The following is a 15,110-nucleotide window of genomic DNA, read 5'->3' as shown; positions in this document are numbered from 1 at the left end:
AGGGCTGAAGGAACGGATTGGCAAGGGGTCCTGCGATCATGAAGCGTGAGAACAAGCCGGCCGGGGGGCCGCGCCGCCGTGACGTCATGCTGGCCGCCGGGGGCGTTGCGGCTGGGGCCGTGCTGGCGAGCCGCGCCCCGGCGATGGCCGGTGCAGCCAAGCCGGCCATGCATACCTTCGCCCTCACCTTCGACGGTCCCGGCCTGACCAGCCTGCGGGCATCCGGCGACGCCTTCGACACCGATTACCTGGAGCCTGGGCAGGCGCTGGGCCACGTGGCCCTGGCCTATCGCCGTGACGGCGGCGCCCCCTGGCGCGTGGTCGACACGGCCGGCCTGACACCCGGCCACCTGGACCAGGCGGACGGCCAGGCCCGCGTGGCCGACTATGACATCACGGATGAGGCCGGGCCGGCCCTGGGCCTGACCCTGCGGCTGGGTGTGGCAGACGGCGATCTCGGCTGGCAGGTGGTGCTGACCAACCGCACGGGGACCCCGCTGGAGATCGGCGACCTGGCCCTGCCCCTGCCCCTCCATACCGAGTTCAAGGCCAAGCAGCCGGCGACATCCTCTGTGCTGAAGCACAGTTTCGTCTCCGGTCACGGCTCCTTCCTGTTCTGGATGCGGTCCAACAGCGTCGGCCCCTATCTGGTCATGACGCCGGAACGGGAAACGCATTTCGAATATTGGCAGCCGCGCCAAGGCGCCCGGCAGGACAGCGACAGCCCCGTCCGGCCCTACCGTCCCTATCAGGTCTTCGTCCACGCCGCCGCCACGGGCGAAGCCATGAGGGCGGAGGGCGGCCGCTGGCGCCAGCCGCTGACCAGCCTGACCCTGGGGGCCGGCGAAACCCGCCGCTTCGGCGCCCGCTTCACCTGGGCCCCGGACTATGTCGGCGTGCGCAATACCCTGGTGACCCACGGCGGCATCGATGTGGAGGTGGCGCAGGGCATGACCCTGCCCACCGACCTGCCCGGCCGCATCGCGCTGCGCAGCCTGGACACCATCGAGGCCGTCGAGGCGGAACATCCCGACCAGACCACCCTCCTGGACCTGGGCATCCGCAACGGTCGACGCATCTATGAACTGCGCTTCCGCCGCCTGGGCGAGAATTTGGTCACCATCCGCCACGGGAACGGGCGCGCCACGCATCTGGAGTTCTTCGCCACCGAACCGGTGGAAACCCTGATTGCCAAGCGCGCCGCCTTCATCGCCGCCCACCAGCACCGCGATCCCGCCAAGTGGTACAACGGCCTGCTGGCCGAATGGAACCAGGAGACCCAGACCCTGCTGGGCCCCGACAATTACGACCGCATCAAAGGCTGGCGCATCTATGAGGTGAGCTGCGACGATCCGGGCCTGAGCAAACCCGCCTACCTCGCCAGCAAGAACGCCGAGCACCCGGTGCAGGCGGAGGTGGCGGCGCTGGATGACTATGTGGAGCACTTCGTCTGGGGCGGGCTGCAGCGCACGACGGAGGAGGAGGACAGCTACGCCCTCTACGGTATTCCCGACTGGAAGAAGAACCGGGACAGTGCCGACCCCGGCCCCAAGGGGCGCCAGCATTACTGGCGGCCCTACGACTACCCGCACATCATCGCGATGTACCTGGGCCTCTACCGCGTCGCCACCCGCTATCCCGGCATCACCACCCGGCTGGACGCCGCGACATATCTGGAGCGGGCCTACGGAACCGCCCGCGCCCTGTTCACCATCCCGATGAAGATCGAGCAGTGGAGCGCCTATGAGACCGGCTTCTACAATGAGGTGGTGATCCCCGAACTGATCGACGCCCTGGGCGCGGCGGGGAAGACGGCCCAGGCGGCGGAGCTACGCGGCCATTGGGTGCGCAAGGTCGACTTCTTCGTGAACGGCAAGCCCGACCTCTTCGGTTCGGAATATCCCTTCGATTCCACCGGCTTCGAGTCCACCCAGGCCCTGGCCCGCTATGCCCTGGACCATGCCGGCCAGCCGGACTTCCCCGTCACCCACGCCGCCGCCCGGCGCTTCGCCGAGGCGCAGATCGCCGCCAACCTGTTCTGCCGCGGCACCATAGAGCCCGCTTATTACTACCTGGGCAGCGACTACCGCGCCGCCGGCGGCGACGCCTTCACCCTGACCTATATGGCGCAGATGGGCGGCTGGGCCCTGGCGGACCACGCCCTGAACGACGCCGAAGACGGGCGACCCCATCTGCGCCTGGCCTGGACCTCATTCATGAGCGCCTGGGCTTTGGTGAACAGCGGCACGGCGGAAAGCGGCTATGGCTATTGGTATCCGGGCCAGGCCAACGACGGCGCCTCCGGCGGCGGGTTCGAGCCCGCATCCCACGGCACCACTTGGCTGGGCCAGCCCCACCACCGGGGCAGCTGGTACTATTCCAGCGAAAGCGACCTGGGCTTCTGCGGCGCCCTGCGCATGGCCGCCACCCTGGTCAGCGACGACCCCGTGTTCGGCCGGTTCTGCTTCGGCGGCACGCTGGCGGAGGCCGACGGCTGGCTGACCATCACCCCGCGCGACGGCGTCCGCCGCCGCCTGCACGCCCGGCTGCAACACGCCCGCCTGGCCCGCCAGCGCCTGGACCTGGAGGTCCAGGGCGCCCGCTTCGCCCCCACCGACAGCATCGCCTGGCACCCGGCGGACGCCCGCCTGCGCCTGACCCTGGACGGCGATGCCCAGCGCCAGCCCCCCACCCTGCGCCTACGCGGCCTGCCCAAGGGACGCTACCGGGTGACGGGGGGCGGCGCGGTCGAGGTGGTCGCTGAAACCGCCTGGGTGACGGTGGCGCTGCCGGCGGGGACGCGGAAGGTGGCGGTGGAGCGGGTGTAAGGCGCCGCCCCTTCCCCAACGGGGCCATTCGATGCCATAGAGGACGGGTCTCGCCAACCATCCCCCCCGGCCCACCCTATGACCCATCTCGACCGAATCTGCAAAGTCGCCCTGTGGGTGCTGGGCTTCCTGCTGATCGTGGGCGGGTGCATGGCCATCTTCCCCGCCTTGTTCCTGACGGTGGTGGCGGCCAATGATGGCGCCCAGGGCGGGACGGCACCAGCCATGGTGTGGCTGCTGATGCCGCTGGTGGTCGCCGGCGTGCCGGTGCTGATCCTGCTGTCGGCGCGAAAGTTCCCGGCTTATGTCAAGCACCACGCCCTGGCCATGGTCCTGGCCTGGGCGGGGGCACTGTACCTGTTTGACCGGTTCTGGCTGCACCGCTGAGGCGGGGCGGGACGGTTCAGTCGCCGCCCCCCTGGTAATCTCCCCGCTTCACCAGCATCTGGCACAGCTGCTTCCCGAACGTGCTCATGAACTCATTGATCAGCGCCTCGTCGCGCCGATAGAAGGTCCATTGCCCCACGCGGTGGGAGGTCAGCAGGCCGGCGCGTTGCAGCATGGCCAGGTAGGTGGAGACGGTGGACTGCGACAGGTCCGTCTTTTCCAGGATGCGGGTGACGCACACGCCCTTTTCGACCGGGTAGCCGTCGGGCTGGGGGCCGAAGTGGGTGACGGGGTCCTTCAGCCACATCAGGATGTCGCGCCGGACCGGGTTGGCCAGGGCCTTCAGGATCGCTTCCACATCCATCGCGTCGACATCCACACCCCGTGAAACCGGGGAGGGGTCGTCCCCCTCCCCGGCCCGAAAATCAAACCACCAGCCGGTCCAGCGCGGCGCGGTCGAAGGGGATCACTTCCCCCACGCGGCCATCGCGGACCTTGATGGCCCAATCGGGGTCGCTGAGCAAGACCCGGCCCACGCCCAGCAGGTCGAAATCACCCCGCGCCAGGGCCTGGGCCGCCTGGTCCACGTCGGTAGGCTTGACCTCGAAGGCGTCGCGGCTGGGGAACATGCCGACCTTGAAGGCGCCGTCCAGCCCCACGCTGCCCACGGCGATGACGGGCTTGCCCGTCAGGCGCTTGGTCCAGGCGGCCAGCGTGTCGGGAGAACCGTCAAAAGCCGGTTCCCAATATCGCCGGGTGCTGACGTGGAAGACGTCCACGCCGGCCTCGGCCAGGGGCTTCAGGATGCGGCCCAGCTCTTCCGGCGTCTGGGCGATCCGGGCATTGTAGTCGACGCCCTTCCACTGCGAGAAGCGGAAGACGATGGGGAAGTCCGGGCTGACGGCGGCGCGCACGGCCCGCACGATCTCCAGGGCGAAGCGCGTGCGGTTCTCCAGGCTGCCGCCATAGGCGTCGGTGCGCTGGTTGGTCTGTTCCCAGAAGAAGTCGTCGATGATGTAGCCGTGGGCGCCGTGCAGCTCCGCCCCGTCGAAGCCCAGGCGTTCCGCATCCGCGGCGGCCTGGGCGAAGGCGGCGACGACGGCGTCGATGTCGGCCTGGGTCATGGCCCGCACCACCTCGACCCCATCGGCCACGATGGCGGAGGGGCCGTAGCCTGGGACGCTGGGGTCCGGTTCCACCCCCGGGCGGCGGGCGATGCCCACGTGCCACAGCTGGGGAATGATGCGCCCGCCCTCGGCATGGACGGCGTCCACCACCCGCTTCCAGCCGGCCAACGCCGCCTCACCATGGAAGGCCGGGACCTGGGGATAGCCGTTGGCGGCCGGGTGGTTGATGGTCGTGCCCTCGGTGATCAGCAGGCCGACGCCGCCCTGCACCCGGCGGCGGTAATAGGCCACGACATCTTCGGTGGGCACGCCGCCCGGCGACTTGCTCCGGGTCATGGGCGCCATCACCAGACGGTTGGCCAGGGTGTGCCGGCCAAAGGCGAAGGGCTGGAACAAGGGCGCCACCGCCGCGTTGACGGAATGGGTGCCGGTAGCCGGCCGGGCGGCGGGAATAGTGACCGGAGTCGCGCCGGGATTGGCGGCCGGGGCGGGGGTGGCGGTGTCCATGGAGGGGCCTTGGCTGGTTGGTGCAGGGAAGACGTTTCGGTATATCGCGTTTTCTCGATATATCAAGTCCCTGGTTTGGCGACATTTTCACGCAGATGAAATGTTGCGCCGCAAACCAACCAATCATTAACGATTGATAGCCTATGGTATGCGCTGGGAAATGCGCTACGCTTTGATGACAGGCTTTGAAGAGGCCAGCAAAACAGCAGACGCAGATTGGGTTTATGCGCGCCAGATGGCGCCGTGACAGCAGGAGGACAGCAGGATGGCGGCACCCGTGTCAGCCCGTGCAAGCCTATTGGAAACCGGGCGTAATGATGCGCTGCAGCGGAGCCTGATCCCCTGTTTCGATGCCTTCTACGGCACGGCGCTGACCCTGATCGACGACTGGGGCGCCCCCACCCGCCCCCGGGTGCTGGACCTGGGCGCCAACGGCGGTCTATTCGCCTCGCTGGTGCGCGCCCGCCTGCCCCACGCCCACTTGCACCTGGTGGAAGAGACGCCCCAGGCCATGGAGCAGAGCCGCCGCCGCTTCGCCGGTGACGCCCGCGTCAGCTTCGCCCTGGCGGAGCTGGAAGAGGCCGACCTGACCGGTCCCTGGGACCTCGTCATTTCCTCCCTCGCCATCCACCACCTGGACCACAACGCCAAGCGCGACCTGTATGGCCGCATCAACCGGGCGCTGGCCCCCGGCGGCCTGTTCATCAGCGCCGAGCAGGTGCTGGGCCCCACCGCCGAGGTGGAAAGCCAGTACGATCGGCTGTGGCAATCGGAAGCCAGCGACCTGGGCGTGCCGGCAGTGGAACTGTCCCGCGCCCGCGACCGCCTGCGCCAGGACCATTGCGCCACCCTGGGCGAACAGCTGATGTGGATGGCCGAGGCCGGCTTGGCCGACGTGGACTGCGCCTTCAAATCCTGGCGCTTCGCCGTGATGAGCGCGCGCCACCACTGACCTTTATCGTCCGGAATGGCAGCTTTGGGTGGCAATTGGCGGCTCCGTCCGTAAAGTGGGACGGGTACCTGCCCTTAAGCCGTAGGCCTGCCCCCCATGATCCAGTCCCTGGTCCGCCGCATCCATTACCGGGTGGAACGCTTCCTGGCGCTGGATAACTGGGGCGAGATCCTGCTGTTGGCCTTGTCGCTGGCGGGATTGGCCGTGGCCAACTCCAGCCTGGCGCCAACCTATTTCCATGCGCTGCATGCGCCGCTGGGCGTCGGCCCCGCCACCCTGTCGGTGGAGCAATGGGTCAATGACTTGGCTATGGCGCTGTTCTTCCTGCTGGTGGGGCTGGAGATCAAGCGGGAGATGGTGGGCGGCGACCTGTCCAGCCCGTCGCAGATCGCCCTGCCCGGCATCGCCGCCCTGGGCGGCGTGCTGTTCCCGGTGCTGATCTACATCGCCCTGAACCGGGGGCACGCGGACGCGCTGGCCGGCTGGGCCACGCCGGCCGCCACCGACATCGCCTTCGCCCTGGCGGCGTTGTCGGCCTTCGGGCGCGGCCTGCCCCGCTCCGCCTTCCTGTTCCTGTCGTCGCTGGCCATCTTCGACGACCTGGCGGCCATCCTGATCATCGCCCTGTTCTACAGCGGCGGCCTGTCCTGGCCGGACCTGGGCCTGGCCGCCCTGGCCCTGGCGGTACTGGTCGGCATGAACCGCCTGGGCGTGCGCCGACTGGCGCCGTATCTGGTGGTGGGCCTGGCGCTGTGGGTGACGGTGCTGCGCTCCGGCATCCACGCCACCATGGCCGGCGTGCTGCTGGCCCTGACCATCCCCCTGGGCAGTGAGGAGGACGAGGCCGCCGGCCGGTCCCCGCTGCACCGGCTGGAGTCGGCGTTGCACCCCGTCGTCTATTTCGGCGTGCTGCCCCTGTTCGGTTTCGCCAACGCCGGCGTCAGCTTCCAGGGCCTGGACTGGTCCAGCCTGCTGGACCCTGTGCCGCTGGGCATCGCGCTGGGCCTGTTCCTGGGCAAGCAACTGGGCGTCTTCGCCTTCACGCTGGGCGCCGTGCGCCTGGGCCTGGCCCAGCTGCCGGCGCAGGTGGGATGGGGTACCCTCTACGGCATCGCCATGCTGTGCGGCATCGGCTTCACCATGAGCCTGTTTATCGCCGGCCTGGCCTTCCCCGACGCGGCGTTGGCGGGAGAGGCCAAGCTGGGCGTGTTCAGCGGGTCGCTGATCTCGGCCCTGGGCGGCGGCTTGTGGCTGGTGGTGGCCCGGCGGAAAGCCTAAAGGCGGGCGCCGGCCAGCGCCCCCTGGGCCAGCAGCGTGTGCAGCATGGCCTGCAAATCCAGCTCCGGTTCCACCAGCAGGCCGGCCTCGGCCGCTTGCGTCAGCATGTCGCCATTCAGCAGCGACTGGATGGCGGCGGCGGCCCCGGGCGGCAGCGAGACGCAGACGATGCCGTCGGCCGGGCGCAGCACCAGCACCTCGCCATCCACGGCGTCCGGCGCCGGCGGCACCCAGGTCTCATCCTCCTGTGCCTGGCGCCACAGGGGCAGCACGTCATGCCCCAGCCACAGCACGCGGGCGGCCGGATGGGCGACGAAGCGCAGCCGGGCATAGTCGCCGGGGGGGAAGGCCGCCAGTTGCTCCACCGTCAGGACGGGGGCGTCGGCGGCGAAGTAGGCCTCCATCACCGCCCATTCCAGGCGCGCCATGTCGGCAGCCCCGGTGTCGAGCGGCGCCAGCGCCACGGGGAAGCCGCCGCCGTAGGCCGCCAGTTGCGGCCGCGCGGGCGGATGGGCGCGCACGAAATCCAGGGCCGCCGCGCGGAAGGCTGGCACGCCCATCAGCCGCAAGGTGACGGGGAAGGCGGCGGCCAGCGCCTCCGCCAGTGATTGCTGGACGTTGGCGCGATAGATCTTCAGCCGCGCCCCGGCCACCGCGCCGGGCGCCAGATCCACCCCGCCCTCACCGCCGCCGGCGGCCAGCAGGGCCCGCTGCATTTGTTGCTGGAAGGCCTCAAGCATGCGGGGCCACCCCATCCAGCAACGACTGGGCGTGGGCCGCCTCCCCCAGCAGCACCTCCAGCGGCGGCACGTCCATGTCCCATTCCACCAGCACCGGCAGCGGCCCGGTGCGGGCCAGCACGCCGGCCAGCAAATCCCAGACGGTGTCCGACACCCGGCTGCCATGGTCGTCGATCAGCACCACGCCGCCGGCCCCCGCGTCCGGTCCCACCCAGGGGGCGAAAGCCTCGCGCCGATGGCCGGCCACATGGATCTCGCCCACCGCCTCCAACGGGAAATCCGCCAGGTAGGCGGCGACATCGAAACCCAGGTTGTGGGCGCAGACCACCACGTTGTTCACGTCCAGCAGCAGGCCGCAGCCGGTGCGGGCCACCAGGTCCGCCAGGAACTGCGGCTCAGGAATGGCCTCGACCCCCGGCGGCAGGGTCAGCGGCATGTAGAGGGAGGGGTTTTCCACCAGCAGGCGGCGGCCCAGGGCGTCCTGGGCATGGGCGATGTTGACCGCCACCACGTCCCGCGTCTCCGCCGTCAGCGGCAGGGGCAACAAATCGTTGAGGTAGGCGCCGCCGGTGCCGGTCCAGGCCAGATGGTCGGAGATCTGGTCGGGCCGCAGCCGGTCGTAAAGCTGGCGCAGGTTGGCCAGGTGCTTGGCATCCAGCCCAGCGGCGCTGCCCAGGGACAGCCCCACCCCGTGGCAGGACAGGGCGTAGTCGCGGCGGATGGCCTCCAACGCCGCCAGGCGTGGCCCGCCCGCCACCAGATAGGTTTCGCTGTGCACCTCCACCCAGGCCACGTCCGGCCGCTCCCCGCCTAGGAAAGCCGGAACGTGCGGGTGGCGCAAGCCGATGCCGGCGCGGCGCGGCAAGGCAACGGCGGGGGTGGTGCCAGGGGCCGGGGCGGCGGTGTCCATGGGCGCCCTTCTGTCCACGGGGGGCTGGCCGTTCAGTCTTGCGATGGCTTCGGCACGGCCGCCTTGGGCGGCTTGCCCACGCCCTTGAACGGCTTCAGCTTGCCGCCCAGGGTTTTGCACTCACCCTTGGCCACGTCGAGGAATTCCTGGCCGTCGTAATCCACCTTGGACATGGCGCCGCAATCGTGGGTGCCGGCGGCCGACGCGCAGGAATTCTCCCCCGCCTTGGCGATGCCGTAGCACTTTTCCCGGCCCGGGGGCGCGGGGGCGTCGTGCGCCGCGGCGCTGAGCGCCGTCAGGGCGCCGGCCAGGGCCAAGGCTGCGGTCAGGGCGGTGGTTCGGTCGGTCATCAGGCCATCCTTCGGCAAAGACGGGCGCCATCGCGCGCCCCCGGGGGCCGCCCCGGTGGGGGCGAGCCCGCAGACCCTACGCCCTTTGGCGCCGCGACAAAACCCCTGCCTTCCGTGTGAAATCGACGCGGTGAGGGCACGATTGGTGCGACGAATGGAACAATGAATTCCAGGTGACCTTGATTGTGGGCAAGGGCGGCGCGACTTAGATTAGGCCCGTACCGCCGCTCACCACCCGTCCCGCGGGTGGCGGCCGGCGCTCCCTCCCCTCCGGCCGTCCGGCCAGCTTTCTCCCCCAAGGCTTTCTCAAGGAACATTCCCATGAAGCGCATTCCCGCCCTGTTGCTGGCAGCGAGCCTGCTGGCCGCCGCCCCCGCCACGGCCCTGGCCCAGGCGACCACCGACCTGAGCAAGGTCGAGGGTGGCCACTTCACCCTGGACAAGAGCCACGCCAAGGTGGTGTTCGCCATCACCCACTTCGGCTTCTCCACCTATTACGGCGCCTTCCCTGACCTGGAAGGCACGCTGGACTTCGACCCCAAGGCCCCGGCCAAGAGCAAGCTGGACGTGACCATCAACGTGAAGGGCCTGGCCACCGCCAACCCGAAGCTGGATGAGCACCTGAACAGCCCGGACTTCTTCGACACCGCCAAGTTCCCGACCGCCACCTTCAAGACCACCAAGATCGAGGTGACCGGCGCCACCACCGGCAAGATCACCGGCGACCTGACCCTGCATGGCGTGACCAAGCCCGTGACCCTGGACGCCAGCTTCCACGGCGGCGGCAGCAACCCCATGACCAAGGCCTATGTCGTCGGCTTCGACGCCAAGGCGCAGGTGAAGCGGTCCGAATTCGGCGTCGACAAGTACGTGCCCTATGTCGGCGACGAGGTTGAGCTGCTGATCAGCGGTGAATTCGACCGCGCCCAGTAATAGCATTACTATCCATCGCGTTATCGGACTGAAGGGGGAGCCGGACCATGACCATCGCGGCGCGTTACAACAGCGTGGCCATCCTGGTCCATTGGCTGACCGTCATCGCCATCCTGGCCCTGTTGATCATGGGTTGGACAATGACGTCGCTGCCGCCCGGCTCCCCCGACCAGTTCAAGCTGTTCCAGTTGCACAAGTCGGTGGGCATCACCGTGCTGGCCCTGACCCTGTTCCGGGCGGCCTGGCGCCTGGCCCACCGGCCCCCACCCCTGCCGGCCCACATGCCGGCGTGGGAGAAGTGGGCCGCCCACCTGGGCCATGCCGGCCTGTACGCCCTGCTGCTGGGCATGCCGCTGACCGGGTGGGCGGTCGTCTCCACCTCGAAATTCAACATCCCGACCGTGCTGTACGGCCTCATCCCCTTCCCCCACATGCCCGTCCTGACCGACCTGGAGAACAAGGCGCCGATCAACGACGTGGTGTCGGAGGCGCACGAGCTGGCCGCCTGGATCCTGGTGGCCCTGGTGGTGGTCCACGCCCTGGCGGCGCTGCGCCACCACTTCTTGGTCAAGGATGATGTGCTGACGCGTATGGTTCCCCGTTTCGGCCGCCGGGCCTAAGTCCCCGGCCACCCTTTCCAAGACTGAGGATGCCCATCATGAAGTTCCTCGCCCCGCGCGTTGCCACCACCTGGGCCGCCACCGCCCTGGGCGCCCTGCTGCTCGCCGGCCCGGCGTCGGCCGCCGGCTGGACCGTGGACACCGCCCATAGCAAGCTGGGCTTCACCGGCAGCCAGAGCGGCACCGCCTTCAGCGGCCAGTTCACCCGCTGGGATGCCACCATCGATTTCGACCCGGCCAACCCGGCCACCGGCCACGCCACCGTCACCATCGACATGGCCAGCGCCAAGACCGGCGACGTGCAGAAGGACCAGTCCCTGCCCGAGGCCGATTGGTTCAGCACCAAGGCCTTTCCCAAGGCGGTGTTCGAGGCCACGACCTTCCGCGCCAAGGGCGGCAACCAGTATGAGGCGGTGGGCACCCTGACCATCCGCGGTATCAAGAAGGACGTGACCCTGCCCTTCACCCTGGACGTGGCCGGCGGCAAGGCCCATGCCGTGGGCAAGCTGGACCTGGTGCGCACTGATTACGGCGTGGGCCAGGGCGCCTGGGGCGATGGCAAGATGGTGGCCCTGGCCGTCAGCGTCACCGTGGACCTGAACGCCACGGCCAAGTAAGGCGTAACGCAGTAAACCGCAAGACGGAAGCCCTGGGCGTCGACAGCGCCTGGGGCTTTTTTCTTACACTGTATGCTACGCAAGGTCGCAGACCGCGGTACCAGCCTATCGATTATTGTGGGGAACCGCCGCATCGACCTGGAGACCGCTCCCCGTGACCCCACGCCCGTTCCTTCTGATCCCCGCCCTAGCCGTCCTGCTGCTGTCCGCCCCCGCCGGGGCCGCGACCTGGACGGTAGACAAGGGCGAAAGCGTGCTGGGCTTCATCGGCAAGCAGAGCGGCAAGGAATTCACCGGCCGCTTCGGCCGCTGGGATGCCGCCATCGACTTCGACCCCGCCGACCCCGCCGCCGGCCATGCCAAGGTGACCATCGCCATGGGCAGCGCCGTGATCGGCGACGCGGAGAAGGACCAGGCCTTGCCCGGCGAGGATTGGTTCAACGTCCAGGCCTTCCCCGACGCGGTGTTCGAGGCCACGGCCTTCCGCGCCAAGGGCGGCAACCAGTACGACGCGGTGGGCACCCTGACCATCCGCGGCATCAGGAAGGATGTCGTCCTGCCCTTCACCCTGGACGTCACCGATGGCAAGGCCCACGCCGTGGGTCGGCTGGACCTGGTCCGTACCGATTATGACGTCGGCGGACACGGCCTGTTCAGCAAGGGCCGGACGGTGGACCTGAACGTGGCGGTGGTGGTCGATCTCATGGCCACGGCACAGCCCTGACCGCCGCCCATTACCAAAGGGTAGCCCCCGGCGACGCATTGGGGGAAGGCCGCCACTGCCAATGATGCAGCGCAAAGACTGCGCCATTTCATTGGGTTATCTTTTCCCGCACGGACCCATCGTGACAGGAAAGCCGCCCAATGCGCGCCCATGACGTAATGACCGAGGATGTCCTGACCCTGGCGCCCGACACGCCGGTCAGCCGCATCGCCGCCCTGTTGCTGGACCGGGGCGTCAGCGCCGCCCCGGTGGTGGACGGCCATGGCGGCGTCATCGGCATGGTCAGCGAGGGCGACCTGATCAACCGCGAAGAGGCGGGCGCCGACCATGAGGCGCGGCGCGACTGGTGGCTGGCCCTGGTGGCGGAAGGTGAGCAGTTGCCCGCCTATTGGGCCGACGCCCAGAATCGTGAGCGCACCGCCCGCGACGTCATGGCCGCCCCGGTCATCACCGTCGACATCAACACCGATACGGCCGACATCGCGCGCCTGCTGATGACCCATGGCATCAAGCGCGTGCCCGTGGTGCTGGACGGATCGCTGGTGGGCATCGTGTCACGCGCCGACCTGTTGAAGGTGCTGGCGGCCGAGCCCGCCGAGAAGACTGAGCCCGCGCACCGCCCCGGCCTGTTCCAGCGGTGGGAGAGGAAAGCACCGCCCGCGCAGGCACCGGTGCGTGAGCCGGCGCATGAACCCCTGTTCCGCGCCGCCGACTTCCGCCACCTGGTGGGCAATTTCCACGACGAGAACGCCCGCCAGCTGGCCGAGCAGCGCAAGGAGGCGCTGGTCCGCCGGCAGGAGAAGGTGCAGGAATTGATCGACCATCATGTGGCCGACCATGGCTGGCACAAGCTGCTGGAGGGCGCGCACGACGCCGCCGCGCGGGGTGAGAAGGAATTCCTACTGCTGCGCTTCCCGGCGGAATTGTGCAGCGACGGCGCCCGCGCCATCAACGCCCCGGAACCGGACTGGCCCCGCACCCTGCGCGGTGAGGCCGCCGAGATCTACCAGCGCTGGCACCATGAGCTGCAGCCGGCGGGCTTCAGCCTGACCGCCCGCGTCCTGGACTTCCCCAACGGCTTCCCCGGCGACGTCGGCCTGTTCCTGGTGTGGGGCGAGGCAGAGGGGTAAAGACATTCAAGCGCCCGATGCGTCGTGCGCCTGTAGCGGCATGAGGTGGAACCTCATGCCGCTGCCCGATCAAATCCCCGACGTATCCCGCACGGCACCGCGCGAGGCGGAGGTGGCGAAGTAGGCGTAGGCCTTGAGCGCGCCGGAGACCTGGCGGTCACGGGTGGCGGGCTTCCAGGCTTTCACCCCCTTGGCCTTCATGGCGTCGCGGCGGCGTTCCAGCTCACTGTCCTCCACCTCCAGCCGGATGCTGCGGTTGGGGATGTCGATGACGATGCGGTCGCCTTCCTCCACCAGGCCGATGGTGCCGCCCTCGGCCGCCTCGGGCGAGACGTGGCCGATGGACAGGCCGGAGCTGCCGCCAGAGAAGCGACCGTCCGTCACCAGGGCGCAGACCTTGCCCAGGCCCTTGGACTTCAAGTAGCTGGTGGGGTACAGCATCTCCTGCATGCCGGGGCCGCCGCGCGGCCCCTCATAACGGATCAGCACCACGTCGCCCGCCTGCACCCGGTTACCCAGAATGGCGGAGACGGCGTCGTCCTGGCTTTCGAACACGCGGGCCTTGCCGGTGAAGGTCAGGGCCGCCGGGTCCACGCCCGCCGTCTTCACGATGCAGCCATCGACCGCCAGGTTGCCATACAGCACAGCCAAGCCGCCGTCCTGGCTGAAGGCGTTTTCCTTGCTGCGGATGATGCCGTTCACCCGGTCCCGGTCCAGGCTGGTGTAGCGCGACGCCTGGCTGAAGGCCTGGGTGGTGCGCACGCCGCCGGGGGCGGCCGCGTAGAACTCGCTGATGTCGGCGTCGTTGGCGCGGGTGATGTCCCAGCGGTCCACGGCGGCGCCGATGGTGGGGGCGTGCACCGTGGGCACATCGCGGTGCAGCAGGCCGGCGCGGTCCAGTTCACCCAGGATGCCCATGATGCCGCCGGCGCGGTGCACATCCTCGATATGCACCGTGGCGGAGGACGGCGCCACCTTGCACAGGTGAGGCACCCGGCGCGACATGCGGTCGATGTCGGCCATGGTGAAGTCCACCCCGCCCTCATAGGCCGCCGCCAGCAGATGCAGCACCGTGTTGGTGGACCCGCCCATGGCGATGTCCAGGGCGATGGCGTTCTCGAACCCCTCGAACGTGGCGATGGAGCGGGGCAGGACGCTGGCGTCGTCCTGCTCATACCAGCGCTTGGCGATTTCCACCGCCGTGCGACCGGCCCGCAGGAACAGGGCCTTACGGTCGGCGTGGGTGGCCAGCACGGTGCCGTTGCCGGGCAGGCCCAGGCCCAGCGCCTCCACCAGGCAGTTCATGGAATTGGCGGTAAACATGCCGGAGCAGGAGCCGCAAGTGGGGCAGGCGTTCTGTTCCAGCGCCTGCACCTCGGCATCGCTGACGTTGTCGTCCGCCGCCGCCACCATGGCGTCGATCAGGTCGACCGAGCGGATCTCGCCATGTACAGGAGCCTTGCCGGCCTCCATGGGGCCACCGGAGACGAACACGGTGGGGATGTTGAGGCGCAGGGCGGCCATCAGCATGCCGGGCGTGATCTTGTCGCAGTTGGAAATGCAGACCAGGGCGTCGGCGCAGTGCGCGTTGACCATGTATTCCACGGCGTCGGCGATGACCTCACGCGAAGGCAGGCTGTACAGCATGCCGGCGTGGCCCATGGCGATGCCGTCATCCACCGCGATGGTGTTGAATTCCTTGGCCACGCCGCCGGCCGCCACCACCTCGCCCGCCACCAGCTGGCCCAAATCCTTCAGGTGCACGTGGCCAGGCACGAACTGGGTGAAGGAATTGGCGATGGCCACGATGGGCTTGCCGAAATCGGCATCCGTCATACCGGTGGCGCGCCACAGGCCGCGGGCGCCGGCCATGTTGCGGCCATGGGTGGTGGTGCGGGAACGAAGCTGGGGCACGGAACCAGATCCTGAAAGATTGTTACCTGACTGGGGCCAATTTCTAAAACTATCTGGCCGCAGAGGCAACCTTTCCGGCGTTGGCCTGGGCGA

Annotated in this window: 15 protein-coding genes; 9 read left to right on the top strand and 6 right to left on the bottom strand. The window is 69.0% G+C overall.

The genetic code is table 11. The features are described 5' to 3' along the window. The first annotated feature begins 38 nt into the window (after positions 1-38). Together Y958_RS22795 and Y958_RS22790 are read left to right on the top strand one after the other, a co-directional pair. On the top strand, positions 39-2,828 hold the full coding sequence (locus Y958_RS22795) for a DUF5695 domain-containing protein (protein ID WP_186291567.1): 2,790 nt from the start codon (positions 39-41) through the stop codon (positions 2,826-2,828). A gap of 78 nt (positions 2,829-2,906) precedes the next feature. Next, the gene (locus tag Y958_RS22790; RefSeq protein ID WP_088874269.1) at positions 2,907-3,215 is read left to right on the top strand and encodes a hypothetical protein; all 309 of its coding nucleotides are present in this window, start codon (positions 2,907-2,909) and stop codon (positions 3,213-3,215) included. A 16-nt stretch (positions 3,216-3,231) separates the two neighbouring features. Here the strand turns inward: Y958_RS22790 and Y958_RS22785 are convergent, their stop codons facing one another. Together Y958_RS22785 and Y958_RS22780 are read right to left on the bottom strand one after the other, a co-directional pair. Then, positions 3,232-3,579: an ArsR/SmtB family transcription factor gene (locus Y958_RS22785; RefSeq protein WP_088874268.1), complete on the bottom strand. Its 348-nt coding sequence runs from the start codon at positions 3,577-3,579 to the stop codon at positions 3,232-3,234. Between the two features lie 61 nt (positions 3,580-3,640). Further along, positions 3,641-4,849 carry an NADH:flavin oxidoreductase gene (locus Y958_RS22780; RefSeq protein WP_088874267.1) on the bottom strand — a complete coding sequence of 403 codons (1,209 nt, stop codon included), beginning with the start codon at positions 4,847-4,849 and terminating at the stop codon, positions 3,641-3,643. Positions 4,850-5,126: 277 nt separating this feature from the next. On the opposite strand from Y958_RS22780, the gene Y958_RS22775 reads away from it, so the two are divergent. Next, positions 5,127-5,801 carry a class I SAM-dependent methyltransferase gene (locus tag Y958_RS22775; protein WP_198924814.1) on the top strand — a complete coding sequence of 225 codons (675 nt, stop codon included), beginning with the start codon at positions 5,127-5,129 and terminating at the stop codon, positions 5,799-5,801. Positions 5,802-5,897: 96 nt separating this feature from the next. Beyond that, complete coding sequence (nhaA, locus tag Y958_RS22770) at positions 5,898-7,079, top strand: Na+/H+ antiporter NhaA (protein WP_088874266.1); 1,182 nt, start codon at positions 5,898-5,900, stop codon at positions 7,077-7,079. Here nhaA and Y958_RS22765 read toward each other — a convergent pair. From Y958_RS22765 to Y958_RS22755, 3 genes are read right to left on the bottom strand one after another with little or no spacing between them, the layout of a single operon-like run. Then, the gene (locus tag Y958_RS22765; RefSeq protein ID WP_186291566.1) at positions 7,076-7,819 is read right to left on the bottom strand and encodes an HvfC/BufC N-terminal domain-containing protein; all 744 of its coding nucleotides are present in this window, start codon (positions 7,817-7,819) and stop codon (positions 7,076-7,078) included. The two genes, nhaA and Y958_RS22765, sit on opposite strands and share 4 nt — an antisense overlap. Continuing rightward, positions 7,812-8,729, bottom strand: a complete 918-nt coding sequence (gene bufB / locus Y958_RS22760) for an MNIO family bufferin maturase (protein ID WP_088874264.1) — start codon at positions 8,727-8,729, stop codon at positions 7,812-7,814. The genes Y958_RS22765 and bufB overlap by 8 nt, the downstream gene beginning before the upstream one ends. 32 nt (positions 8,730-8,761) lie before the next feature. Then, a complete protein-coding gene (locus Y958_RS22755) occupies positions 8,762-9,079 on the bottom strand; it encodes a BufA1 family periplasmic bufferin-type metallophore (protein ID WP_088875178.1) in 318 nt (105 codons plus the stop codon). 321 nt (positions 9,080-9,400) lie between these two features. Here Y958_RS22755 and Y958_RS22750 point away from each other — a divergent pair, with 321 nt between their 5' ends. The 5 genes from Y958_RS22750 (at position 9,401) to Y958_RS22730 (ending at position 13,103) form a co-directional block, all read left to right on the top strand. After that, positions 9,401-10,012 (top strand): YceI family protein, encoded by a 612-nt coding sequence (locus Y958_RS22750; RefSeq protein WP_088874263.1) that lies wholly within the window; start codon positions 9,401-9,403, stop codon positions 10,010-10,012. 47 nt (positions 10,013-10,059) lie between these two features. Next, positions 10,060-10,632 (top strand): cytochrome b, encoded by a 573-nt coding sequence (locus tag Y958_RS22745; protein WP_088874262.1) that lies wholly within the window; start codon positions 10,060-10,062, stop codon positions 10,630-10,632. A gap of 38 nt (positions 10,633-10,670) precedes the next feature. Beyond that, positions 10,671-11,249, top strand: a complete 579-nt coding sequence (locus Y958_RS22740) for a YceI family protein (RefSeq protein ID WP_088875177.1) — start codon at positions 10,671-10,673, stop codon at positions 11,247-11,249. A gap of 154 nt (positions 11,250-11,403) precedes the next feature. Continuing rightward, the gene (locus tag Y958_RS22735; protein WP_088874261.1) at positions 11,404-11,973 is read left to right on the top strand and encodes a YceI family protein; all 570 of its coding nucleotides are present in this window, start codon (positions 11,404-11,406) and stop codon (positions 11,971-11,973) included. A 140-nt stretch (positions 11,974-12,113) separates the two neighbouring features. Further along, the gene (locus tag Y958_RS22730) at positions 12,114-13,103 is read left to right on the top strand and encodes a CBS domain-containing protein (protein ID WP_088874260.1); all 990 of its coding nucleotides are present in this window, start codon (positions 12,114-12,116) and stop codon (positions 13,101-13,103) included. Positions 13,104-13,172: 69 nt separating this feature from the next. Here Y958_RS22730 and ilvD read toward each other — a convergent pair whose 3' ends face one another. Continuing rightward, positions 13,173-15,017, bottom strand: coding sequence for a dihydroxy-acid dehydratase (gene ilvD / locus Y958_RS22725; protein WP_088874259.1), 1,845 nt, complete (start codon positions 15,015-15,017; stop codon positions 13,173-13,175). Between the last annotated feature and the right edge of the window lie 93 nt (positions 15,018-15,110).

The organism is Nitrospirillum viridazoti CBAmc, assembly GCF_000730165.1.
GTDB classification, from domain to species: Bacteria; Pseudomonadota; Alphaproteobacteria; order Azospirillales; family Azospirillaceae; genus Nitrospirillum; species Nitrospirillum viridazoti.
This window is presented reverse-complemented; position numbering and strand designations above follow the sequence as displayed.